The sequence below is a fragment of the Luteimonas sp. RIT-PG2_3 genome (genome assembly GCF_054902115.1).
Genome location: NZ_JBUBPF010000002.1, coordinates 426,828 through 450,317 on the forward strand (window position 1 = coordinate 426,828; position 23,490 = coordinate 450,317).

A 23,490-nucleotide genomic window follows, 5' to 3' on the forward strand; every position below is an offset into this window, starting at 1 on the left:
GGGCCGGTACCGCCGTGCGCGGACCGGCCCGTGCAGAGGCGATCCACGCTCCCCAGGCGTCCCGCGACCTGCGCGGCCTACTTCGCCTGTCGCGACAGGGCGTAGGCGGCCAGGTTGCCGATGCCGGTGGCGGCCAGCAGGATCGCGAACAGGCCCGGCGAGGGCTCGTTCAAGCCCAGGGCCTCGATCAGGCCGAAGCCGGCGGCCAGCGCCATCAGGATCACGCCCCAGCGCAGCGCCGACTGCCGGCGACGCGACTCCTCGCCTTCGAGGATCGAGCGCAGCATGTCCTCGGAGCCGTTGGCTTGGACCATCTGGCGGCGCGTGCGGGCGTCGACCACGGCCTTGATCGACAGATAGATGCAGATGAACGACGTGATCGGGATCAGGATTCCGAATTCCATGGCGGTGTGTTCCGTGTGGCGTGGATGGGTGGGTGATGTGCGGCGTAGTGGTGACGCGCGATTGTGAGACGGAGGAAAGGCGAGGCTCCTGGCACAGCAGATACCGCGTCGGCCGGATCGGTTGCAGTGGCGCAGCTGTTGCCTGCGTTGGCTGACGCGATGTGCGCATGCACCCCTGACGTTCCGGCCTTGCAACCGATCTCGCCCCGGGCGTATCCCTGTCCGGGATGCCGACCCTGTCCGATCCCCCTCGTGAATCGCGCCCCGACGCGCCGGTGTTGGCCGGGCGCGTGCGTGACGCACAGGGACGGGCTGCGCGCCTGTCGTCCGCCGACGGCGAGGCCGAGCAGGCGCAGGCGGTGCAACGGCAGGCCGACCGGGTGCTGGTCGATGCCGTGCTGGTTGGCGCGCCGGGTGCATTCGAACGGCTGGTGCGCGACTACCAGGGCCTGTGCTGGCACGTGATCGACCGCATGGTGCGGCACCCGGAAGATACCCGCGAGCTGTGCCAGGAGGCCTTCCTGCGCATCCACCAGGCGCTGCACCAGTATCGTGGCGACAGCGCGCTGAAGTCCTGGATCGCGCAGGTCGCCTATTCGGTGGCCAAGCGCCATCTCGAGAAGAAACGCATCCCGATCGCCGAGATGTTCGATGGCGTCGATGAGGACGGTTCGCCGACGCGGCCCTGGGTCGAAAGCATCGGCGATGGCGTCGATCTGGAAGCCACGCTGTCGGACGACGAGGCCGTCGCGCTGCTGCATGCGGCGATCGACCGGTTGCCGCCGTTGCAACGGACCCTGCTGACGCTGTATCACATCGAGGACATGCCGATCGGCGAGATCTCGCAGGTCACCGGGCTGGCCGAGGGGACGATCAAGAGCCATCTGTTCCGCAGCAGGAAACAGCTGCGCGTGATGTTGGAGCCGGAGTTGGGAGTCTTTGCCGCATGAACACGCCACGCCCACCTGCATCCCGCCCGCCCACGCCCCATCCAGGGGCTTCGTCGAAGGAGGCCCGCGACTGGGCCGCGCAGGAGCGCGCGCTGTCGTCCGACGCGCCCGATCGGCATGATGCATTGCTGGCGCAGGCGCTGCGCAGCATGCCGCTGACGCAGCCGCCGGCCGACTTCGCCGCCGAGGTCGCGCGGCTTGCCCGGATCCGGATGCCGGCGCATGCGGCGGCCACGCGCGATGACGGCCGCATCGAACGCGTGCTGCAGCACGGATTGCTGGGCGCGCTGGTGGTCGCCGCGCTGGCGGTGCTCGCGCTCTACGGCGGCCAGTGGCTGGCGCTGGCCGACCAGGCCTTCGGCGCCGGTGCGGTGATGTGGACGCTTGCGTGCGCCGCCTGTGCGGCGCTGTCGTGGTCGCTGGGCTGGATGCGGCGCTGGGCCGAGGCGCGCAGCCTTCCACTGTCGAGCTGAGTCAGCTGGGGACCGCATGATGGCGATGGTCGCGAGGCCCTGCTCATCACGTTCTGCGCCGGGATGCCGGGCGGACCCTCAGCGCGGTGATGCGGCGATGCGGCTTGCGCACCGCCGATGTATCCGGGCCCGCGGCGATTGCCGCGAATCCGTCGTGTCGACGCGACTCAGCCTTCCCAGCGACGCAGCACGAGGCTGGCATTGGTGCCGCCGAAACCGAAGCTGTTCGACAGCACGGTGCGCAGCGGGGCATCGCGGCTTTCGCGGACCAGCGGCAGGTCGGCGGCTTCCGGGTCGACGGTGTCGACGTTCGCCGAGCCGGCGATGAAGCCTTCCTGCAGCATCAGCAGGCAGTAGATCGCCTCCTGGACACTGGTGGCGCCCAGCGAATGGCCGGTCAGCGACTTGGTCGACGAGAACGGCGGCACGGCATCGCCGAAGACCTTGCGCATCGCGCGCAGTTCGCTGACGTCGCCGACCGGGGTCGAGGTGCCGTGGGTGTTGATGTAGTCGATGTCGCCATCGAGGCCTTCGATCGCCATGCGCATGCAGGCGATCGCACCGTCGCCGGACGGGGCGACCATGTCGACGCCATCCGAGCTGGCGCCGAAGCCGACCAGTTCGCCGAGGATGGTGGCACCGCGGGCCTGCGCGTGTTCCAGGCTTTCCAGCACGACCGCGCCGCCGCCGCCGGCGATGACGAAGCCATCGCGGTCGGCGTCATAGGCACGCGAGGCGCGTTCGGGGGTGTCGTTGTACTTGCTCGACAAGGCGCCCATGCCGTCGAACAGCATCGCCATGCCCCAGCTGACTTCCTCGCCGCCACCGGCGAACACGACGTCCTGCAGCCCGGCCTGGATCTGCTGGGCGGCGACGCCGATGCAATGCGCCGAAGTCGCGCAGGCCGACGAGATCGAATAGTTCAGGCCCTTGATGCCGAACGCGGTCGCCAGGCAGGCCGACACCGTCGAGCTCATCGTGCGCGTGACCTGGTACGGGCCGACGCGGCGGATGCCGCGCTCGCGCAGCGTGTCGGCCGATTCGATCTGGTTGGTCGGCGAGCCGCCGCCGGAGCCCATGATCAGGCCGGTGCGCGGATGGGAAATCGCGTCTTCGGGCAGGCCCGACTGCGCGATCGCATCCTTCAGCGCCACGTAGGCATAGGCCGCTGCATCGCCCATGAAGCGCTTGAGCTTGCGGTCGATCAGAGCTTCGAGGTCGATCTGCGGCACGCCCGAGACCTGGCTGCGCATGCCCTTCTCGGCATACGAGGCATCGAAGCGGATGCCCGGCGCGCTGTCGCGCAGCGCGGTGGTGACGGTCTGCAGGTCGTTGCCGATGCACGAGACGATGCCCATGCCGGTGATGACGACGCGTCGCTGCGATCCGTTCATGCGTCGCCTTCGCGCATGAACAAGCCCACGCGCAGGTCGTTGGCGGTGTAGATCTCCTTGTCGTCGACGTACATGCGTGCGTCGCCGATGGCGAGGATCAGCTTGCGCTTGATGACGCGCTTGATGTCGATCTCGTAGCGCACCTGCTTGGCCTCGGGACCGACTTCGCCGGTGAACTTGACCTCGCCGGCGCCGAGCGCGCGGCCGCGGCCCGGCAGCTTCTGCCAGGTGAGGTAGAAGCCGATCAGCTGCCACATCGCGTCCAGGCCCAGGCAGCCGGGCATGACCGGGTCGCCCTGGAAGTGGCACTGGAAGAACCACAGGTCGGGGCGGATATCGAGCTCGGCGCGGATCTGGCCCAGACCGTGCGGGCCGCCATCGTCATCGATGTGGGTGATGCGGTCGAACATCAGCATCGGCGGCAGCGGCAGGCGCCCGCTGTCGGGCCCGAAGAGCGTGCCTTCGCCCGAGGAGATCAGTTGTTCGTAGCTGAAAGAGTCCTTCATCGAATCTGGCACGCTGCCTGCGGATGGGTGACCCGCGATTATCGCGGATGCGCACAGTGAAAAGCCCGTACGCATGAGTACGTTTTGGTCGGGAGCCGGTGCCGCCCGCGGGCCCGAACCGGCGATGGCGCGCCTGGCCGACGTGCGCAGCCGATAGAATTGCGGGGTTTTGACCTGTCCCGAGACCTGATGTCGTACGCCGATCCTGCGCTGGAAGCCCTGTTGTTGCCGTTTTCGTCCGGTCAGTTGGCCTGGCCCGGGGACGGCGCGCTGTTCCTGGGTGCGCGTCCGGGCGCGGTGCTGCGGCCATGGTCGTCGCGCTTGATATGTGAACAGGGGTTCAAGCCCGCGTTCGATGCACTGCAGCGCGACGGCTTCGATGTCCGCGCCCCCACCGACGAGCGCCGTGCGCTGGTGCTGGTGCTGCCGCCCCGGCAGCGCGACGAGGCACGCGCGCTGTTCGCGCAAGCGCTGCAGCGGGTGACGCCGGGTGGCGTGGTCATCGCCAGTCTCGCCAACGACGAGGGCGCCAAGGCCGGCCAGGCCGATCTGGCGCGGTTGATGGGTCCGGTCAGCGTGCTGACCAAGCACAAGTGCAGGGTGTTTTGGGCCACCGCCCGCGATGGCGCGGTTGATCCGGCGCTGGCGGCCGAATGGCAGGCGCTGGATGCGACGCGCCCGATCGAGCAGGGGCGCTTCTTCAGCCGGCCGGGCGTGTTCGCCTGGGATCGCATCGACACCGCGTCGCGACTGCTGGCGCAAGCGTTGCCGCCGACGCTGGCCGGCCATGCCGCCGACCTCGGCGCCGGTTACGGCTACCTGTCGGCCGAGCTGTTGCAGCGCTGCCCCGGCGTGCAGGCCCTGGACGTGTTCGAGGCGCAGGCGCGCGCGCTGGCGCTGGCGCAGACCAATCTGACGTCGTTCGCGTCCCGGGCGACGCTGGGCTTCCATTGGCATGACGTGACCGCCGGCCTGCCCGGGCGTTACGACGTCATCGTCAGCAATCCGCCGTTCCATGGGCTGGGCCGCGATCCGCAGCCGGCGATCGGACGGGCGTTCATCGCCGCTGCCGCCAATGCGCTGAAGCCGCGCGGGCAGATCTGGCTGGTCGCCAATCGCCAGTTGCCGTACGAGGACATGTTCGACGCGCGTTTCGCCGCGGTCAGCATCGTCGCGCAGCAGCAGGGCTTCAAGGTCATCCATGCTGAGCGTGGGCGCTGAGGACATGTCGATGAAGCTGGTCAAACTGCTCGCCAATCTCGGCTACGGCAGCCGCAAGGACGTGACGCGGATGTTCCGCGAAGGACGCATCACCGACAGCGACGGCGAGGTGCTCTACGCCGACGACCAGATCGAGCATGCGCGCATCCGCGTCGACGAAGAAGCCATCGATCCGCCGATGGGCCTGACCCTGCTGCTGCACAAGCCGGCCGGCTATACCTGCTCGACCAAGGATGGCGGGCGCCTGGTCTATGAGCTGCTGCCGCCGCGCTATCGCCTGCGCCAGCCGGTGCTGTCCAGTGTCGGTCGCCTCGATCGCGACACCAGCGGCCTGCTGCTGTTCACCGACGACGGCCAGCTGCTGCACCGGATCATCTCGCCCAGGCTCGGCCTGCCCAAGGCCTACGAGGCGACGTTGGCGCAGCCGCTGCGGGGCGACGAAGCCGCGCTGTTCGCCAGCGGCACGCTGATGCTGGAGTCGGAGAAGACGCCACTGAAGCCGGCGCTGCTCGAGTCGCTGTCGCCGACCCGGGCGCGGCTGACGATCACCGAAGGCCGCTACCACCAGGTGCGGCGGATGTTCGCGGCGGTCGGCAACCACGTGCAGGCGCTGCACCGCAGCCGCGTCGGCGCGCTGGAGCTTGGCGGATTGCCGGAAGGGCAATGGCGCGTGCTGTCGGACGCCGAGGTCGACGGCCTGCAGGCCACGAACGAGGCATGAGCCTGGCGCTGTCCTGCCGTCCTGCCGCGGTGATCTTCGACATGGACGGACTGATGCTCGACAGCGAGCGCGCGATCATCGATTGCCTGCGCCAGGCGGCGCGCGAGCAGGACGCGGCCATCGACGATGCGGTCTGGTTCGGCATGATCGGGCATACCGACGTAGTCTGCCGCGAACTGCTGCTGGCGCACCTGGACCCCGCGGCCAGCGATCGCCTGCTGGCACGTGGCCATGCGCTGTACATCGACGTAGCGACGCGCGGCGTCCCGCACCGGCCCGGCATCGTGGCGCTGCTGGAACTGCTGGCAGCGCATGCGCTGCCGTGTGCGGTGGCGACATCGACGCGACGACCGCTGGCGCTGCACAAGCTCGAGGCCGCGGACCTGTTGTGGCGCTTCGACGTGGTCTGCACCAGCAGCGACGTCGCCCATCCCAAGCCCGCGCCCGATGTCTATCTGCTGGCTGCGCAACAACTGGGCGTGGCGCCGGGCGATTGCCTGGTACTCGAGGATTCCCCCACCGGCGTGCGTGCCGCGCTGGCCGCCGGCATGACGCCGGTCCAGGTGCCGGACCTGCTGGCCCCTGATGCGGCGGTACGTGCGCTGGGGCATCGCATCGTCGATTCGCTGGCCGATGCGCAGGCGCTGATCGAACCCTGGCTGCTGCCGGCGCGCTGATTGGATCGGATGGGGATGGATCGGGTCGTGTCGGCACTCAGTCCGTGTGCGGGCTGGCGTCCTCGCCGGCGTGTTCGATCATGTCGACAAGCATGTCGCGGATATGCGCGTCGGCGGTGGCGTACAGCACCTGCCGCTGCTGGCGCTGGCCGCGCACCAGTCGCGCGCCGCGCAGCAGGCGCAGGTGGTGGCTGACCAGCGGTTGCGACGCGCCGGTGATGCGCGCGATGTCGCCGACCGCGACCGGACCATCGAGGCAGGCCAGCAGTACGCGCAGACGGGTCGGATCGCCGAGCAGGCGATAGGTCTCGGCGATGATCGTGATCTGGGCATCGTCCGGCGTCGGCAGCGGGGCAGGGGGCAGTGTCATCGGGCAGCGGTTCCGTCGAGGCGATCGACCCGCTTGCGACCCTGCGGGTCATCCTGCGGCCGATCATCGGCGTGATCGTGTGCATGCGCGTGGTCGTGGTCGCCATGCCCGTGGTCATGGTCATGGGCATGCTCATGCTCGCCAGGCGCCTGCGCCGGTCCCGATGCAGGCCCGGCCTCCAGGCCGCAGGGTGCGCGCGACGCGGTGGTGACCTCGACCGTGGTGTGGCCGATCGCATGCCGCTCCAGCAGCGCGCGCTTGACCGCCGGCACCACCTGCGCGGCCTGCGCGCCATCGGCCAGGGTCAGCTCCAGTGTCGCCAGGATCTTGCCCGAGGTGATCGACCAGACGTGCACGTGATCGACATCGGCCACGCCGGGCACGCCTTCGATCAGCTGCGCGCGCAGTTGTTCGATGTCGATGCCCGGCGGCGTGCCTTCCATCAGGATGTCGAACGAGCCGCGAAGCAGTGCCCAGGCGCTGCGCAGGATCAGCAGGCACACCAGGACCGACAGGATCGGATCGATCGGCATCCAGCCGGTGAACTTGATGATCAGCGCGGCGATGATCGCGGCGACCGAACCCAGCAGGTCGCCGAGCACGTGCAGTGTCGCGCCCTTGATGTTGACGTGCTCCTGGTCGCCGCGATGCAGGATCCAGAACACCAGGCAGTTGACCGCGAGCCCGATGATCGCGACCACCAGCATGGGGCCGGCCAGGATCTCGCCGGGCGCGCGCAGCCGCTGCACTGCTTCCCAGCTGATCCACGCAACCAGCGCGAACAGCGTGATCGCATTGATCAGGCCGGCCAGCACTTCGAAGCGCATGTAGCCGAAGGTCTTGCGCGCGTTGGACACGCGGCGGCCGATGCGGAAACCCAGCCAGGCCAGCGCCAGCGCGGCGGCGTCGGTCAGCATGTGGCCGGCATCGGCGATCAGCGCGAGCGAGCCGGACATCAGGCCGCCGATGACCTCGACGACCATGAAGCTCGCGGTCAGCAGGAGGCCGGTCAGCACGACCCGCTCGTTGCGGTTGGTCACCGTTGGCGCATGGCTGTGCGGGCCGTGGTCGTGGGCACCATGGCTGTGGCCGTGGGAGCTGTGGTCGTGGGGCATCGGCGTGGGTCGGCGGTGGGCGGGGTGTCAACATATAAACATATATTTATATGGTTATGAAGAGGGGCTCTCAGGCGGATCCACGGCCCAGGCAGGGGTATGTCATAGGCATGACGGCTCCGGCCGGCGAGAATGTCGCGATGAATACGCTTTCCGGCCAATCCCGCGCGCTGCCGTCCGGCGCCGATCTCCCTGCAATCCCGCTCGCCGCCCCGGTCATCGGCATCGTCGGCAGCGATGGTGCGTATGGCCGCTGGCTGCGGCGCTTCTTCGTCGAGCGGATGGGCCTGCAGGTGCTGGGGCACGATCCTGCCGATGCCGCGTCGGAGACGCCGGAACGCCTGCTGGCCGAGGCCGATGTGCTGCTGTTCGCGGCGCCGATCCGGGTCACCGCCGGCCTGATCGACGATTACGTGGCGCGCTCGGCCGGTCGCGAGCGCGATCGCCTGTGGGTCGACGTGACGTCGATCAAGCAGGCGCCGGTCGAGGCGATGCTGCGCTCGCAGGCCGAGGTGGTCGGCCTGCATCCGATGACCGCGCCGCCGAAGGCGCCGACGCTGAAGGGCCGCGTCGTCGTGGTCTGCGAGGCACGGCTGCAGCGCTGGCAGCCGTGGGTCGCGCAGTGGCTGCATGCGCTGCAGGGCGAATCGGTGCGCGCCAGCGCCGAGCACCACGACCGCGTGATGGCGCTGGTCCAGGCGATGGTGCATGCCAGCCATCTCGGCCAGGCCGGGGTGCTGCAGGACCAGGTCGGCACGCTGGGGCCGCTGGCGTCGTTGATGCCGTTCCGTTCGGCCTCGTTCGAACTCGATACCGCGATGATCTCGCGGATCCTGTCCTTGAACCCGGCGATCTACGAGGACATCCAGTTCGGCAATCCGCATGTCGCCGACGTGCTGGCCAGCCTGGTGGCGCGGATCTCGCAGCTGCATGCACTGGTGGTACAGGGCGACGACGCGGCGCGACAGGAATTCCGCAGGCTGTTCGCCGCACAGCGCGACGGCATCGGCGAGGACGCGCTGGCGGCGGGCAACTACACCTTCGAGCGCGTCGGTTACCTGCTGGCCGACCTGACCGAGACGCGTGTCATGAGCGTCTACCTGCCGCTGGACCGGCCGGGCTCGCTGCGCGCGCTGCTGCACGTGTTCGAGCAGCACGGCATCAGCCTGGCATCGATCCACTCCTCGCGCACGCCGGCCGGCGAACTGCATTTCCGCATCGGCCTGGTGCCCGAAACCGACAGTGCCGGCCTGGAAGCGGCGGCGCGGGAAATCGACGCCAGCGGCATCGGCCGGGTCATCGAGCGCAACTGAGCGGGTGCGCACGCGGGCATGGCCCGCCGTCGTCCGGCAACGGCGCGCGCCAGCCGGGCAGGTCAGTCCAGCAGATCAGTCGAGCAGGGTCTGCCAGCGCTTGCGGCCGAGCTTTTCCAGGGTTCCGATGTTGCGGGCGACGATTGCATCCGGGTCGGGATAGATGTCGACCGCGCGTTCGACGCTGTCCTCGCGCAACAGGTGCAGGGTCGGATACGGCGAGCGGTTGGTACAGTTGGCCAGGTCGTCGACATGGCTGTCGGCGAACTGGTAGTCGGGATGGAAGCTCGCCACCTGCAGGTCGCCGTCAAGATCCAGGGCTTCCAGCAGCGCGTCGGCGTCGTCGAGGAAATCGTTGTAGTCGAGGAAGTCGGTCAGCACCTGCGGATGCACCAGCAGCGTGGTGTCGATCTGCTCCGCGGGCGTCTCGCGGAGCAGCGCCAGCTCCTCGCCCAGCTGATGCAGCAGGGCTTCTGGCGTGGTCGCGTCGCTGAGCACGAACCGCACCTGCTGCTTGGCGTACACGGCCTTGGCGAACGGACACAGGTTCAGGCCGATGACCGCGCGCTCCAGCCAGCGCCGGGTCTCGGCGATCGGGTCGCTGGCGGGCGGATCGGACGACGTGCTGGCGGGCGTGGGCTGCATCAGTCGCGGAAATTGTCGAACTGCAGCGGCAACTCGAAGTCGCTGCTGCGCAGCAGGGCCATCGCGGCCTGCAGGTCGTCGCGCTTCTTGCCGCTGACGCGCAGCTTGTCGCCGTTGATCTGGCTGTCGACCTTCAGCTTGGCGGTCTTGAGCGCATTCTGGATCTTCTTGGCCAGTTCGCGTTCGATGCCCTGCTTGACGGTGATCTTCTGCCGCGCACCGGCGACATTGGTCTCGATGTCGCCGAACTCCAGGCACTTGATGTCGATCTTGCGCGCGGCCAGGCGGGCACGGAGGATCTCGGTCATCTGCTGGACCTGGAACTCGCTCGGCGCGGTCTGGTTGATGACGGCTTCGTCGAGTTCGAACGAGGCCTCGACGCCCTTGAAGTCGAATCGCGTCGTCAGTTCGCGATTGGCCTGGTCGACCGCATTGGTCAGCTCGTGGGTGTCGACTTCGGACACGATGTCGAAAGAAGGCATGTGGCGCCCGGATGGCAGGAAGGAAGCGGAAAGGTTACCGCAGCGCCGCCGCCATGGGGACCGTCGCGTGGTTGCGCACGGCACGACCTGCGTGTCGACGCGGCTGGCGCAGGGATTTTTGCCGTTCCCGGCGCGCGCACTGTCGCCGCGCGGTGCGCCGTGCGAGGATGCTCCGCTCACCCGTTCCAGAGTCCTTCGTGATGTCCGCGCCGATGTCCGCGCCCCGCACCAACGCCCGCGCTGCCGCCGCCTGGATGCTGTTTGCCGTGCTCGCATTCGCCGGCATGGACGCGGGCATGAAGTGGATCGCCAACGACTATTCGGCGTTCCAGGTCGCCACCCTGCGCAGCCTGTGCACGCTGCCGCTGATCCTGGCCTGGATCGGCCTGCGCGGTCGCGCGGGCACGCTGCTGCGGGTGCACTGGCCGCTGCACCTGCTGCGCGGCGTGCTGGGCGTGGGCATGATCGCCGGCTTCGTCTACGGGCTGGCGCGGATGCCGCTGTCGACCGCCTATACGATCGTGTTCGTGTCGCCGCTGATGGTCACCGCACTGGCGGTACCGCTGCTGGGCGAAAGGGTCGGGCCACGGCGCTGGACCGCGATCGCGATCGGCATTGTCGGCGTGCTGGTGGTGCTGCGGCCGACTGGTGAAGGCGTGGCAACACTGGCCGGGCTGTCGGTGGTGCTGGGCGCGCTGTGCTACTCGATCGCCTCGATCACGGTGCGCAAGCTCGCGCAGCGCGACAGCCCGGAATCCCTGGTGTTCTGGTTCCTGGTGCTGATGGCCGTGTTCGCCGGCGCGCTGGCGTGGCAGGACTGGCAGCCGGTGCAGCGCGGGCACTGGTGGGTGCTCGGCATGATCGGCGTCACCGGTGCGCTCGGACAGGTCGGTCTGACGCACGCGTTCCGGCTGGGCGAGGCCAGCCAGGTCGCGCCGCTGGAATACACCGCGCTGCTCTGGGTGGTGTTGCTGGACCTGTTCGTCTGGCAGGTGCTGCCGGACACGATGACCTGGCTGGGCGCGGCGATCATCGTCGCCAGCGGCCTGTACATGATCCGCCGCGAGCGCGTGCTGGCCGAGGCCGGTGTTGCGGTCGACGGCGGGGTACGTCGCCATGACGGCACGCCGCCGCCGTAAGCCGCGCTACGTGGCGCCGGCAATGCCTGGCTGTGCGGCAGGCCTTGCACCCACATGCCATCCGCATGCCGTGCACACGCTGACCGGCATGCTGTCGCGATGCCGCTGCTGATCCTTCCCCTGCTGTTGCTGGTGCTGCTGGCTGCCGCCGTGCTGCTGTGGCCGCTGGCGCTGTGGAACCGCTATCGGATCGGCACGTCCAGGCGGCGTCCGCACCGTCTGCTATCGAAGATCAATGCGCTGCTGCTGCCAGCCTCGGTGCTGCTGTTCCTGGGCGCGATGCTGCTGACGGGCCTGCTGGTCGAGCACGCCTTCGTGCATGCAGGTGCCGGCCTGCTGGCGGGTTTGCTGCTCGGCGGTCTGGGCTGGGGGCTGACGCGCGTCGAGCACCAGCCGGGGCAGGTCTGGTACACCCCCAACCGCTGGTTGGTGCTGGCGCTGACGGCGGTCGTGATCGCCCGGATCGTGGTCGCGATCGCGCAGACGTGGCAGCGCATGCTCGGCCATCAGGACGTGCTGGCCAGCTGGGGCTGGCTGGGCGCGCATGCGAGCCTGTTCGCGGTGGCCGGCCTGCTGCTCGGCTACCACGCGGCGTATGCGTGGTTGCTGCACCGGCGACTGGGCCGCTGGATGCGCTGAGGATGGCTTGCTCTCGCTGGAAAGCAACAGATTCAAAAGGGGCTGCTTTCTCCTGATCCGCCCCGACGCTGCCGTGCGTGAGGATGGCGGCGCTGCCGTAGGGCGGGGCTCGCCGCGCCAGTACTCCGGACGTTCCAAATCCTCGATTGAATGTTCGGCATTGCCTACGCCGATTGCGACGAGGCCTCCGAAACCAGCGGGCATCTGATCCAAGCCCGGGTAGGCCGGGTCTCGACCCGGCATGTTTTTGTCGGAGGTGCGGGACGTTCTGGAATCCATGTGGCGGGTCGAGATCCGTCCTACGGCGCTTGTCTCTGAAGGCCGAAGACAGCAAATCCTCCGACATCGTGCGGCATCCCCACCCGGGATTGCGGAAAGCAGGCCATGGATGGCCTGCGGCGGCGAGTCAGCCAAGGATGGCTGACCGAGCCGAGGAGTAATCCCGGGTGGGGGTGACGCTGCTTCCGAAGCCGGTCACGCGTTTGGCTTCTTCACGAGAGCGCGAGATCCAAAGCAGGTTCGCTGTCTCCGGGACCGCATCGCCGGGACGGGCAGAGGCCGCTCTTCCCTCGGTCAGGGCGTCCTGCCCTGACTCGGGCGCACGCCATCCATGGCGTGCTCGGCGCGACCTCCGCCCGCCCCGACGCTGCCGCGCGCATCAGGGCTACGGTGTTGGAAAGCTATTTGTCTCGCGAGGCCCAAGACATCGAACTATCCGACGTAGTGCGGCATCCCGACTCGGGATTGCGGAGGGCAGGCCATGGATGGCTGACCGAGCCGAGGAGTAATCCCGGGTCGGGGTGACGCTACTTCCGAAGTCGATGGTGCGTTTGGCTTGTAATTCACTGAAAACAGCGAGAGCCGAAGCAGGTTCGCTATCTCCGGAACCGCATCGCCAGGATTACGGTGTTGGTAAAGCCTGTCTTCGGTGCGTGCTCTTGGGGGCGAAGACATAGATCCATCCGACATCAGTGCGTCGCCTCGGACGGGGGTTGCTGCGGTGAGTCAGCCATGCGAACGCCCGACGTGCTGCTGCGGAGCAGCATCAAAAAAAGAAACCCGCCGAAGCGGGTTTCTGGTGGCGTGACGCCTTGGGGAGGGATCAGAAGCGTGCGCCGATACCGATGCCGACGGTCCACGGATCCAGCTTCAGGTCGCTCTGGACCGTGCTGCCGGCCTGCTGGATGTCCGCACGGCTGCGCAGGTAACGCGCGTCGGCACGGGCAAACCAGGTCGGGGTGATGTTCATGTCGACACCGACGGTGCCGATTGCGCCCTTCGGCGTGGTCAGGCCGACGTGCTCGCCACCCGGGTTGAGGTCTTCATTGCTGATGTTGGACTGGTGGTAACCCAGGCCCACGAACGGGCGGAAGGTGTTGTCAGCCTGTCCGAAATGGTACTGCGCGCTCAGCGCGATCGGCTGCTGCTCGACGGTGCCAATCTTGGCGCCATCTTGCTTGACGCGGTGGTCGAACTTGTCGAGCGCGCCCCACAGTTCGGCACTGATGTTGTCGGTGAAGTGGTAGGACACGGCCGCCGTCGGCGCCGGCCCACCATCGACATCGATGCCCTGGTTGCGTTCGGTATGGTTGGTCGGCTCCAGCAGCGTGACGCCGCCGACGACCGAGAAGCGTTTGCCCGATGCGGTATCGGTATTGCCATCCTGTGCGAATGCGGCGGGAGCGATGGCAAGCGAAAGTGCAGCGGCGATGGTCAAGGTACGAAAAGACTTCATGGGGGTTCTCCTGATGATTCTTGTATGGCCCGCGGAGTGGGCAGGGCACACCCTATCGATCCTTCAGTGAACGGTCTTTGTGGCGCGACATGAACGATGGAACTTTTTGTGGGGAGCACCCGCACGTATAGGCGGATTCCTCACGTTGCATTCACTGCAATGACGTTCCCGCTGCTGCATCCACTTCCGGATTCTTGCGGAGTGTCGCGCCCCAAAACCGCGTCACCACGCTGTTCCTTGAGGGTTCTTGTCGCTTGGCGACCCGGGGCTTCGTGCCTGCACGCGCGGGACCGGAAAAGTGAATGCCTGCTGCACGCAGGCATCGGCCTGCGCGCGGAGGTCGGGCTTGTCGCGCGACTGCGCGACGATCTTCCTTATGTCGATGCAGGTGGCGGTGTAATCGGAGGGGGAGATGATCGAGGGCCGCTGCCGTTCCCTGAGCGCTGGTGCAGCGGTCGCAAGGCAGCAGTTCCACCATGACGATCGTCATGCCCTCCATCGGCACACGCGCGCCGTGCCGGTCTGCGGCAACATGCAGGCCACTATCGGGGCATCTGGGGCGTTCATCGTGGCAGTCATCATCGGGTCAATCACCACCGTGGCACAGGGACATGCGGGTTCTGTGGGCGCTGCCTGGGGTCGCACGCTGCTCCGCGCGACGCCACTGGCGGCGCTGTTGCTGTCGGGTTCGCTGATGGCCGGTAACGTCCAGGTCAACGGCGGCAAGGGCGTCAGCATCAATGCCGAGTGCGATGTCAGCAGCGACTACGACTTCCACCTGACCGAGCGCAGCGTGGTGTTCACCCGCAAGTCGGGCTCGCCGCAGACCGTGCTGATGCGCGAGGGCCGGCTGTTCGTCGATGGCCAGTGGGTCACCGTCAGTGCCGCCGACAGCCGGCTGCTGCGCGACTACGAGCGCGATGCGCGCCTGACCATGCCGTTGGCCCAGCAGATCGGTCGCGATGCCGCGCAGATCGCATTCACGGCGATCGGCGAGGTCGCTGCCGGGCTCAGCAACAATCCCGCCGAGACCCGGGCCAAGATGGCCGAGGCGCGCGCCAAGGTCGATGCCCGGCTGGCGACCGCGATCAGCGCCAACCATTTCAGCGGCGACGAGCTTGGCAAGGGCATCGGCGATGCCGTCGCCGACGTGATCCCCGCCGTTATCGGCGATGTCGTCGGCGGCGCGGTCAGCGCCGCGTTCAGCGGCGACGCCAGCAGACTGCAGCGTATGGACAACCTGGACGCCCAGATCGAGGCACTGATCGCGCCCCGGGCCAAGACGCTGGAGCGCAACGCGAACCTGCTGTGCCGGAAAATGGAAGCCCTGGACGGCTACGACAACGCGCTGGCCTACCGGCTGCCCGACGGACGCCCGCTGGACCTGCTGGTGGTCAAGCCGGCGTCGATGTCCCGGGACAAATGAAGACATCCCCGGTCGCAGGCCTTCGGGCCTGCAGACTCTCCGTTGCCCTCCTGAGCGGAGGGCTTTTTTTTGCGGGTTGGCGTGTCGCCCGCATCCGGACACAATAGCGCTCCCCCCGGATTCAATGGAGCGCCGCATGGCCGACCTCAAGGAAGCACGTGTTCCCGATATTGGCGGCTATGACGACGTCCCCGTGATCGAAGTCCTGGTCGCGGTGGGCGATACCGTCGCCAAGGACCAGGGACTTGTGACGCTGGAGTCGGACAAGGCGACGATGGAAGTGCCGTCGCCGTTCGCGGGCGTCATCAAGGAACTCAAGGTCCAGCTCGGCGACGCACTGTCGGAAGGCAGCGTGGTCGCGGTGATCGAAGCGGCCGAATCCGCGGACGCCGCGCCCAAGGCCGAAGCCAAGCCCGCCGACAGCGCGCCTGCCGACAGCAAGCCGGAAGCGAAGGCGGAGCCGGCCAAGCCGGAGGCCCCGAAGGCTGAAGCCCCCAAGGCCGAGCCCGAAGCACCGAAGGCCGAGCCCGCCAAGGCGGAGGCCGCGCCGGCCGCGCAGGGCCAGCCGCCGCTGCGCTTCGAGGCCGAAGCGCTGATGCCCGACAAGGTTCCGTATGCCAGCCCGGTGGTGCGCGTGTTCGCCCGCGAGCTGGGCGTCGACCTGTTCCAGGTCAAGGGTAGCGCGACGGCCGGGCGCATCACCCGCGAGGACGTGCAGCAGTACGTCAAGGGCGTGCTGTCGGGTGCGACCGCCGCTCCGGCGACGTCCACCGGTGGTGGCAACGGGCTCAACCTGCTGCCGTGGCCGAAGGTGGACTTCTCCAAGTTCGGCGAGGTCGAGGACAAGCCGCTGACGCGGATCCAGAAGATCTCCGGCGCCAACCTGGCGCGCAACTGGGCGATGATCCCGCACGTCACCCAGCACGACGATGCCGATATCACCGACCTGGAGGCGCTGCGTGTCGCGCTGAACAAGGAGAACGAGAAGGTCGGCATCAAGCTGACGATGCTCGCGTTCCTGATGAAGGCGTCGGTCTCGGCGCTGAAGCAGTTCCCCAACTTCAACGCCTCGCTCGATGCCAGCGGTGAGACGCTGACGCTGAAGAAGTACTTCCACGTCGGCTTCGCCGCCGACACGCCCAACGGCCTGGTCGTGCCGGTCGTGCGCGACGTCGACAAGAAGGGCGTCATCGAGATCGCGCAGGAAACCGGTGCGCTGGCCAAGAAGGCCCGCGACGGCAAGCTCGGCCCGGCCGAGATGCAGGGCGGCTGTTTCTCGATCAGCTCGCTCGGCGGCATCGGCGGCACCGCGTTCACGCCGATCGTCAACGCGCCTGAAGTCGCGATCCTGGGCGTGTCCAAGTCGGCGATGAAGCCGGTCTGGGATGGCAAGCAGTTCGTGCCACGGCTGACCCTGCCGCTGTCGCTGAGCTACGACCATCGTGTCATCGACGGTGCCGCGGCGGCGCGCTTCACTGCGTATCTGGCGCAGCTGCTTGGCGACATGCGGCGCGTGCTGCTGTAAGCCTGCTGGCGTAGGCCTGGTCGCGACCGGCCGACGACGTCCCACATTGGAAATGCGGCGGGCCCAGGCCCGCCCTACGAAGGATGAAGCCCGCAATGGCGAACACAATCGAAGTGAAGGTTCCCGACATCGGCGGCTACGATGATGTCCCGGTCATCGAAGTGCTGGTCGCGGTCGGCGACACCGTCGTCAAGGACCAGGGCCTGGTGACGCTGGAGTCCGACAAGGCGACGATGGAAGTTCCGTCCTCGCATGCCGGCGTGGTCAAGACGCTGAAGGTCAAGGTGGGCGACCACCTGTCCGAAGGCAGCGTGGTGCTGGAACTGGAAACCGACGCCGCTGGCGACGCGCCTGCCGCGGCATCCGCAGGCAAGCCGGCCGACGAGGCGAAGGCCGACGACAAGCCGGCCGCGAAGGTCGAGGCTCCCGGCAGCAAGCCCCCGGTCACGCCGTCGCACCGCGCACCCGCAGAGCCCGAGCCGGTCAAGGCCGCCGCGGGCACCGGCCGCAAGGCCGACATCGAATGCGCCTTCGTCGTCATCGGTTCCGGTCCCGGCGGTTACACCTCCGCGTTCCGCGCCGCCGACCTGGGCCTGGATACGGTGCTGGTCGAGCGCTATGCCGCACTCGGCGGCGTCTGCCTCAATGTCGGCTGCATCCCGTCCAAGGCGCTGCTGCATGCCGCCGCCCTGATCGACGAGGCCGCGCATTCCGACGACATCGGCATCAGCTTCGGCAAGCCCAAGATCGACCTCGACAAGCTGCGCGGCTTCAAGCAGGACAAGGTCGTGGGCCAGTTCACCAAGGGCCTGGCCGGCATGGCCAAGCAGCGCAAGGTGCGCAGCGTGCAGGGCGTGGCGAAATTCGTATCGCCCAACGAGCTCGAGATCACCGGCGAGGATGGCAAGACCCAGTTGCTGCGTTTCCAGCACTGCGTCATCGCGGCCGGCTCGCAGGCGGTCAAGCTGCCCAACTTTCCGTGGGACGACGCACGGATCATGGATTCCACCGATGCGCTGCAGCTGGCCGACGTGCCCAAGACGCTGCTGGTCGTCGGCGGCGGCATCATCGGCCTGGAGATGGCGACGGTCTACCGCGCGCTGGGCAGCGACGTGACCGTGGTCGAGTTCATGGACCAGCTGATGCCGGGCGCCGACAAGGACCTGGTCAAGCCGCTGGCCGACCGCCTGAAGAAGCAGGGCGTCGTGGTCCACCTGAAGGCCAAGGCCGCCAAGGTCGAAGCGGGCAAGAAGGGCATCACGGTGTCGTTCGAGAGCGCGACCGAGGGCCAGGCCCCGGCGCTGGAATCGGGCACCTGGGATCGCGTGCTGGTCGCAGTGGGGCGTTCGCCCAACGGCGGCAAGCTCGATGCCGACAAGGCCGGCGTCAAGGTCACCGATCGCGGCTTCATCCCGGTCGATGCGCAGATGCGCACCAACGTCCCGCACATCTTCGCGATCGGCGACCTCGTCGGCCAGCCGATGCTGGCGCACAAGGCCACGCACGAAGGCAAGCTGGCGGCCGAAGTCGCGGCCGGTGAAAAGAAGGAATGGGTCGCGCGGGTGATTCCGTCGGTCGCGTACACCGATCCGGAAATCGCCTGGGTCGGCGTCACCGAGACCGAAGCCAAGGCCAAGGGCCTGAAGGTCGGCATCGGCAAGTTCCCATGGGCGGCATCCGCACGCGCGGTCGGCATCGGTCGCGGCGAAGGGTTCACCAAGCTGGTATTCGACGAGGCCACGCACCGGATCATCGGTGGTGGCATCACCGGCGTGCATGCCGGCGACCTGATCGCCGAAGTCGCGCTGGCAGTGGAGATGGGGGCCGAGGCGGGCGATATCGGCGCGACCATCCATCCGCATCCAACGCTCAGCGAGACCGTTGCGATGGCGGCCGAGGTCTACGAAGGCACGATCACCGACCTCTACATCCCGAAAAAGAAGTAGGGACCTTCAGCCGCTCGCGTCCATGGGCCCGGCTTGCCGGTGCCATAAAGCGGGACAAGGCGAGGCAACACGCAAACGGCTGCAGGCGTAATGCCTGCAGCCGTTGTTGTGTCAGCGTCGATCGCCTGCAGCGATCAGACCTGCAGTGATCAGAACTTGAACGTCAAGCCGGCCATCGGGCCATGCGTCTTCAACTGGCCAGTCAGCTTGCCGCTGTACTCGACAGTGCCTACGCCGCTTTCGGCCGGTGCTTCCAGCGAGCCGCGGTAGTCGTCGGCCAGCTTCAGGCGGAACCAGTCGTAGCCCACATGCACGCCGAGGCGCTCGCTGATCATGTACTCGACGATGACGCCGCCGCGTTCGAAATGACCGCGCTCATCGGTGAAGTTGCCCCAGTTGGTATCGACGTACTGGCCTTCCAGGCCGACATGCCAACGCTCGGACGGCGTCCACGCCAGGCGCGTGTGCACGCCCGGCGACAGGCCGCTGCGCTTCCACGCCACTTCGCCCGACTCCGGCGCGACATCGGGCGTGCCCGGCGTGTTGCCGGCCACGCCGGCATCGAGCTCGGCATAAGTCACGCCCAGTCCGAGACCCCACTGGAAGTGGTCGGTGCGCACGACGCTGTATTCGTAGTTGAAGCTGGCCAGGCTGAATTTCAGGCGGCCGTCGAGGTTCACTTCCGGGATGTCGACAGGATCGCCGGACAGGCCGTAATCGGCAGGATTCAGGATGCCGCCACCATAGCTGCGCGAGTCGTCGCGGCGATAGTCGTAGTAGTTGCCAACCAGCGCCTGGCGATCACTGATGCGGAAGCCGATCGCGCCACGCGGGCGCCATTCGCTGCCGGCAGACAGGGTTTCGGCGAAGGTCGCGTTGCCGCTGTCCTCACCTGCGACCAGCGCCGCATCGCCGGAGAAGCGCAGCGAGGCTTCCGGATTGAAGGCGCTCAGTCGCAGCACGAAGCGATCATCCTGGGTCTGCGCGGATGCGGAAGTCGTTGTGAACAGCAATGCTGCGGGAAGCGCGGCGAGGATCGCGAGGCGCAGTGTGCGTGAAGAGCGCGTGTGTGGGGTCATCGAAGTCAGTGCCATATCGAACCAAGTGGACCGCATGGTGGTGCATCGAGGTTCGACGTGAGGTGAAGGCGCGCTGACCTGGCACACATTGTCTTGCGTGGACCTACGCGCATGCACCAGCGTGCGATCGCGATGTCGGCGCGAATGCGCATCGATGCTGCGATGCGTGTTGCAGACATCTCGACTCGGCGGACCAGGCGCATGATGCGTCTGTGCATGGATTCACCTATGCATTCATGCGTTGATGCGCCCGCGTGTTGATGCGCCAGTGCGTTGAAGTGCTCGTGTGTTGATGCGTCAGTGCGTTGATGCGCCACTGCATCGGTGGTGCGCGCGTGACGACGCGATGAAACGCAGGCCGTTGCAGGCACGGGCCTTGGGCTGCGTGCGGGTCCCGGCGTGCGTTCACCTGGTCTGCATTGTGCCGGTGCTGGCGTGCGCTGCTCGCGGCCCGACAGCATGTCGCACGCACCGTCCGCAGGGCATGCAGGCCGACCGCGTCGGCATCGGCGGCTGGCGGCGCAGTGACGACCGGAATGCAGGTCATCACCTGATGACCGAATGTCATTTTGGGCGCGGCGACCTCCTGCTCGATCATGCGATTTGTGCATGAAAAGTTGCAATGAATGCGTTCTTATTGGTCTCTGGTTCCGCGTCACCCACGGGGCGCCGTCGCTTCGCGGCGCCGGTGGCGCCTGCGGGGATCGTTGGCGCTGCTTGCCGCCCTGCTGCTCGGGCTGGCGGGATGCGCGCCACCTGCGTCGGCCCCCGACGACACCCTGGTGGTGGGCTTCGGCTCGTCGCTGACCAGCCAGTTCTTCGATCCTGGACTGACGCCGGGCACCGGGGTTCCGCTGCTGCTGCAGTACGCCCAGCACGACGCACTGGTGCGTCCGGTCGCGGGCAAGGCGTCGGCGCCCAGCCTCGCCGAACGCTGGGTGCGCAGCGAAGACGGCCTGACCTACGATTTCCACCTGCGTCCCGACCTGCATTTTCAGAACGGCGACCCGCTGACCAGCGAGGACGTGAAGTTCACGTTCGAGCGCTATCAGGGCGCCGGCGCCAAGCTGCTGAAGCAGAAGGTCGCGGCCGTCGAGATCGTCGATGCGCGGCATGTCCGCTTCCGCCTGCACCAGGCCTGGCCGGATTTCATGACCTTCTACGGCACCACTGCGACCGGTGCCGGCTGGGTGGTGCCCAAGCGCTACATCGAACAGGTCGGTGAGGTTGGTTTCCGCGACGCGCCGATCGGTGCCGGGCCGTATCGGCTGGTGTCGTTCAAGCCCGGCGTCGAGTTCGTGTTCGAGGCCTCCCCGCATTATTGGCGCAAGCGCCCCAACATCTCCCGCATCGTCATAAAGGTGATCCCGGATGCGGCGACCCGGCTTGCGGCGGTGACGCGTGGCGAGATCGATGTCGCCTACGGGCTCAACGATGCGCTGGCCAAGGAAGCGCAGCGCACGCCCGGCCTGACGCTGAAGACCGCCAAGATTCCGGTCACCAACTTCATCGTCTTCGCCAGCCTGTACGACACCGCATCGCCGTGGCGCGATCCGCGCGTGCGCGAGGCCGCCAACCTGGCGGTCGATCGCAAGACCATCAACGAGGCCCTGTACCTGGGCCTGGGCTACGAATCGAGCAGCATCATCCCGCGCGACATGCCCTACTACCGCGAGCCCACGGCCTATCCCTACGATCCGGCGCGCGCCCGCGCGCTGCTCGCCGAGGCGGGATATCCCGATGGCTTCGATGGCGGCCAACTGCACGCCGAGAATGGCGACTTCAGCGAAATGGTGCAGAGCTATCTCGCCGAGATCGGCATCAAGGTCTCGCTGCGCCTCAGCGAGCGTGCATCGCACCTGAAGCGGATGGGCGAGAAATCGCTGACCGGCCTGGTGTTGACCGGGTCGGGCGCCGCCGGCAATGCCTCCACGCGGCTCGAACAGTTTGTCCGCAGCGGCGGCTCGTTGTCCTACCTGCATGAGCCGGAGCTGGACCGCCTGATCGACCAGCAGTCGCTGGAAACCGACGAGGGCAAGCGCCGCGCCTTGCTCGACGAGGTCCAGGCGCGCCTGCAGCAGGGGCACTATTTCTTCCCGGTACTGGAATACGCGATGGTCGTCGTCGTCGGTCCACGCATGGACTTCGATGGCGTCAACGCGATTCCCGGCAGCCCCTACACCACGCCCTACGAAGACCTGAGTTTCAAGCACGGGGCCGCGCCGTGAGCGCAGCGGAGCGCGTGGGGGCGGGTGCGACTGCAGGCGCGGATACGCAGCCCTGGCACTACGCCAGCGCCGCCGCGCAGGCGACCGCACTGGCGAACGGCGAGGTCTCGGCGCAGGCCCTGCTGGAGGCCGCGCTGCAGCGCATGGATCGCTTCGAGCCTACGCTCAATGCGCTGGCCGTCCGCGACGAGGCCCGTGCCCGCGCTGCCGCGCACGCGGCCGATGTAGCACTGGCGCGCGGCGAACGCGCGCCGCTGCTCGGCGTGCCGGTGACGGTCAAGGAATCGTTCGATGTCGCCGGCCTGCCGACGACCACCGGCGACGCACGCCATGCGGCGCTGCGTGCCGACAGCGATGCGCCTGCCGTATCCGCACTGAAGCGAGCCGGTGCGATCATCGTCGGCAAGACCAACGTGCCGCTGGCCAATGGTGACATCCAGACCTTCAACGACCTGCATGGCCTGACCCGCAATCCCTGGGACCCGGCCCGCACGCCGGGCGGTTCCTCCGGCGGTTCGGCGACGGCGTTGGCCGCCGGTTACGTGGCGCTGGAGCTGGGCTCGGACATCGGGGGATCGGTGCGTATCCCGGCGCACTTCTGCGGCGTCAGCGCGCACAAGCCCAGTTACGGCATTGTGCCGCTGCTCGGCAGCGGCGCTCCGCCGGGGCGTCTGGTCGAATCCGACCTGGCCTGCGCCGGGCCGATGGCACGCGATGCCCACGATCTCGAGTTGGCGCTGGACCTGCTGGTCAATGCCGACCCGCGCACGCGCGAGGCCTGGACGCTGCGCCTGCCACCTGCGCGCCATGCCCGTCTGGCCGACTTCCGCGTGCTGCTGTTGCCTGCGCACCCGCTGCTGCAGCCCAGCGCATCGGCGCAACACGCCATCGATGTCGTGGCCGGACGGCTCGCCGATGCCGGCACGCAGGTCAGCCGGCATTCGCCATTGCTGCCCGACCTGGTGCAGTCGCACAAGGTCTACCAGCAACTGCTGGTCGGTGCCGGCCTGGGCAAGCGGCCGTCGTCGTTCTTCGAAGACGCGCGCCATGCGATCGCCGGCCTCGATCCTGCCGACGACAGCTTCCAGGCGATCCGCGTCCGCGCATCGCTGCTGGGGCATCGCGAATGGCTGATCGCCAACGAGGCGCGCATGCAGTTGCGCGCGCAGTGGCGTCGCCTGTTCGAGGCCTTCGATGTCGTGGTGACTCCGGTCAGTGTCAGCCCAGCGTTCGCGCACGATCACAGCCAGCCACGCGACGCGCGCCATGTGCATGCCGATGGCGTGGAGATCCCGTACCTGGACCTGTTCGTCTGGGTTGGCCTGCCGACACTGGCGGCGTTGCCGGCCACGGTGGTGCCGATCGCGCAGGACGGCAGCGGCCTTCCGCTCGGCATCCAGGTCTTCGGTCCGTTCCTCGAGGACCGTACGCCGTTGCGCTTTGCGCAGCTGCTGCAGGCCGGCAACGGCGGCTTCCGCGTGCCGCCGGGCTACGCATGATCG

The 23,490-nt window shown here is 67.8% G+C and carries 23 protein-coding genes; 13 read left to right on the plus strand and 10 right to left on the minus strand.

Annotated elements, in window-relative coordinates; all coding sequences use genetic code 11:
* Positions 1-77 precede the first annotated feature (77 nt).
* The gene (locus ACYX7E_RS04695) at positions 78-404 is read right to left on the minus strand and encodes a hypothetical protein (protein WP_462079401.1); all 327 of its coding nucleotides are present in this window, start codon (positions 402-404) and stop codon (positions 78-80) included.
* Between the two features lie 227 nt (positions 405-631).
* Here ACYX7E_RS04695 and ACYX7E_RS04700 point away from each other — a divergent pair, with 227 nt between their 5' ends.
* Both ACYX7E_RS04700 and ACYX7E_RS04705 read left to right on the plus strand, forming a co-directional pair.
* Positions 632-1,354, plus strand: a complete 723-nt coding sequence (locus ACYX7E_RS04700) for an RNA polymerase sigma factor (RefSeq protein WP_462079402.1) — start codon at positions 632-634, stop codon at positions 1,352-1,354.
* On the plus strand, positions 1,351-1,827 hold the full coding sequence (locus ACYX7E_RS04705; protein WP_462079403.1) for a hypothetical protein: 477 nt from the start codon (positions 1,351-1,353) through the stop codon (positions 1,825-1,827). Before ACYX7E_RS04700 ends, ACYX7E_RS04705 begins: the two co-directional genes overlap by 4 nt.
* 167 nt (positions 1,828-1,994) lie before the next feature.
* Here ACYX7E_RS04705 and fabB read toward each other — a convergent pair whose 3' ends face one another.
* Positions 1,995-3,221 (minus strand): beta-ketoacyl-ACP synthase I, encoded by a 1,227-nt coding sequence (fabB, locus tag ACYX7E_RS04710; protein WP_462079404.1) that lies wholly within the window; start codon positions 3,219-3,221, stop codon positions 1,995-1,997.
* Positions 3,218-3,727, minus strand: a complete 510-nt coding sequence (gene fabA / locus ACYX7E_RS04715) for a 3-hydroxyacyl-[acyl-carrier-protein] dehydratase FabA (protein WP_462079405.1) — start codon at positions 3,725-3,727, stop codon at positions 3,218-3,220. The genes fabB and fabA overlap by 4 nt, the downstream gene beginning before the upstream one ends.
* Positions 3,728-3,916: 189 nt before the next feature.
* On the opposite strand from fabA, the gene ACYX7E_RS04720 reads away from it, so the two are divergent.
* From ACYX7E_RS04720 to ACYX7E_RS04730, 3 genes are read left to right on the plus strand one after another with little or no spacing between them, the layout of a single operon-like run.
* Entirely contained in the window at positions 3,917-4,948 is a 1,032-nt protein-coding gene (locus tag ACYX7E_RS04720; RefSeq protein ID WP_462079406.1) for a class I SAM-dependent methyltransferase, read from the plus strand.
* A 10-nt stretch (positions 4,949-4,958) separates the two neighbouring features.
* Entirely contained in the window at positions 4,959-5,669 is a 711-nt protein-coding gene (locus ACYX7E_RS04725; RefSeq protein ID WP_462079407.1) for a pseudouridine synthase, read from the plus strand.
* Positions 5,666-6,346, plus strand: coding sequence for an HAD family hydrolase (locus ACYX7E_RS04730; protein WP_462079408.1), 681 nt, complete (start codon positions 5,666-5,668; stop codon positions 6,344-6,346). The genes ACYX7E_RS04725 and ACYX7E_RS04730 overlap by 4 nt, the downstream gene beginning before the upstream one ends.
* A 37-nt stretch (positions 6,347-6,383) precedes the next feature.
* Here ACYX7E_RS04730 and ACYX7E_RS04735 read toward each other — a convergent pair whose 3' ends face one another.
* Both ACYX7E_RS04735 and ACYX7E_RS04740 read right to left on the minus strand, forming a co-directional pair.
* Positions 6,384-6,716, minus strand: a complete 333-nt coding sequence (locus ACYX7E_RS04735; protein ID WP_462079409.1) for an ArsR/SmtB family transcription factor — start codon at positions 6,714-6,716, stop codon at positions 6,384-6,386.
* On the minus strand, positions 6,713-7,831 hold the full coding sequence (locus ACYX7E_RS04740) for a cation diffusion facilitator family transporter (protein WP_462079410.1): 1,119 nt from the start codon (positions 7,829-7,831) through the stop codon (positions 6,713-6,715). The genes ACYX7E_RS04735 and ACYX7E_RS04740 overlap by 4 nt, the downstream gene beginning before the upstream one ends.
* Before the next feature lie 140 nt (positions 7,832-7,971).
* On the opposite strand from ACYX7E_RS04740, the gene ACYX7E_RS04745 reads away from it, so the two are divergent.
* Positions 7,972-9,144, plus strand: a complete 1,173-nt coding sequence (locus ACYX7E_RS04745; protein WP_462079471.1) for a prephenate dehydrogenase — start codon at positions 7,972-7,974, stop codon at positions 9,142-9,144.
* Between the two features lie 75 nt (positions 9,145-9,219).
* Here ACYX7E_RS04745 and ACYX7E_RS04750 read toward each other — a convergent pair whose 3' ends face one another.
* Together ACYX7E_RS04750 and ACYX7E_RS04755 are read right to left on the minus strand one after the other, a co-directional pair.
* Positions 9,220-9,789: a DUF1415 domain-containing protein gene (locus tag ACYX7E_RS04750; protein ID WP_462079411.1), complete on the minus strand. Its 570-nt coding sequence runs from the start codon at positions 9,787-9,789 to the stop codon at positions 9,220-9,222.
* Positions 9,789-10,271 (minus strand): YajQ family cyclic di-GMP-binding protein, encoded by a 483-nt coding sequence (locus tag ACYX7E_RS04755; protein WP_462079412.1) that lies wholly within the window; start codon positions 10,269-10,271, stop codon positions 9,789-9,791. The genes ACYX7E_RS04750 and ACYX7E_RS04755 overlap by 1 nt, the downstream gene beginning before the upstream one ends.
* Positions 10,272-10,483: 212 nt before the next feature.
* Between ACYX7E_RS04755 and ACYX7E_RS04760 the strand changes: the two genes are divergently transcribed.
* Complete coding sequence (locus tag ACYX7E_RS04760; RefSeq protein ID WP_462079413.1) at positions 10,484-11,410, plus strand: DMT family transporter; 927 nt, start codon at positions 10,484-10,486, stop codon at positions 11,408-11,410.
* 99 nt (positions 11,411-11,509) lie between these two features.
* The gene (locus tag ACYX7E_RS04765; protein ID WP_462079414.1) at positions 11,510-12,049 is read left to right on the plus strand and encodes a DUF1453 domain-containing protein; all 540 of its coding nucleotides are present in this window, start codon (positions 11,510-11,512) and stop codon (positions 12,047-12,049) included.
* A gap of 1,102 nt (positions 12,050-13,151) precedes the next feature.
* Here the strand turns inward: ACYX7E_RS04765 and ACYX7E_RS04770 are convergent.
* On the minus strand, positions 13,152-13,784 hold the full coding sequence (locus ACYX7E_RS04770) for an OmpW/AlkL family protein (RefSeq protein WP_462079415.1): 633 nt from the start codon (positions 13,782-13,784) through the stop codon (positions 13,152-13,154).
* Positions 13,785-14,382: 598 nt separating this feature from the next.
* Between ACYX7E_RS04770 and ACYX7E_RS04775 the strand changes: the two genes are divergently transcribed.
* The 3 genes from ACYX7E_RS04775 (at position 14,383) to lpdA (ending at position 18,681) form a co-directional block, all read left to right on the plus strand.
* Entirely contained in the window at positions 14,383-15,210 is an 828-nt protein-coding gene (locus ACYX7E_RS04775; RefSeq protein ID WP_462079416.1) for a DUF2884 family protein, read from the plus strand.
* A 136-nt stretch (positions 15,211-15,346) separates the two neighbouring features.
* Complete coding sequence (gene aceF, locus ACYX7E_RS04780; protein ID WP_462079417.1) at positions 15,347-16,735, plus strand: dihydrolipoyllysine-residue acetyltransferase; 1,389 nt, start codon at positions 15,347-15,349, stop codon at positions 16,733-16,735.
* A gap of 95 nt (positions 16,736-16,830) precedes the next feature.
* Positions 16,831-18,681, plus strand: a complete 1,851-nt coding sequence (lpdA, locus tag ACYX7E_RS04785; RefSeq protein WP_462079418.1) for a dihydrolipoyl dehydrogenase — start codon at positions 16,831-16,833, stop codon at positions 18,679-18,681.
* 149 nt (positions 18,682-18,830) lie between these two features.
* On the opposite strand, the gene ACYX7E_RS04790 is transcribed toward lpdA, so the two are convergent.
* Positions 18,831-19,760, minus strand: coding sequence for a hypothetical protein (locus tag ACYX7E_RS04790; protein ID WP_462079419.1), 930 nt, complete (start codon positions 19,758-19,760; stop codon positions 18,831-18,833).
* Positions 19,761-19,986: 226 nt separating this feature from the next.
* Positions 19,987-20,358 (minus strand): hypothetical protein, encoded by a 372-nt coding sequence (locus ACYX7E_RS04795; protein WP_462079420.1) that lies wholly within the window; start codon positions 20,356-20,358, stop codon positions 19,987-19,989.
* A gap of 109 nt (positions 20,359-20,467) precedes the next feature.
* Between ACYX7E_RS04795 and ACYX7E_RS04800 the strand changes: the two genes are divergently transcribed.
* Together ACYX7E_RS04800 and ACYX7E_RS04805 are read left to right on the plus strand one after the other, a co-directional pair.
* Entirely contained in the window at positions 20,468-21,988 is a 1,521-nt protein-coding gene (locus ACYX7E_RS04800; RefSeq protein WP_462079421.1) for an ABC transporter substrate-binding protein, read from the plus strand.
* Entirely contained in the window at positions 21,985-23,487 is a 1,503-nt protein-coding gene (locus ACYX7E_RS04805) for an amidase (RefSeq protein ID WP_462079422.1), read from the plus strand. The genes ACYX7E_RS04800 and ACYX7E_RS04805 overlap by 4 nt, the downstream gene beginning before the upstream one ends.
* Positions 23,488-23,490 lie beyond the last annotated feature (3 nt).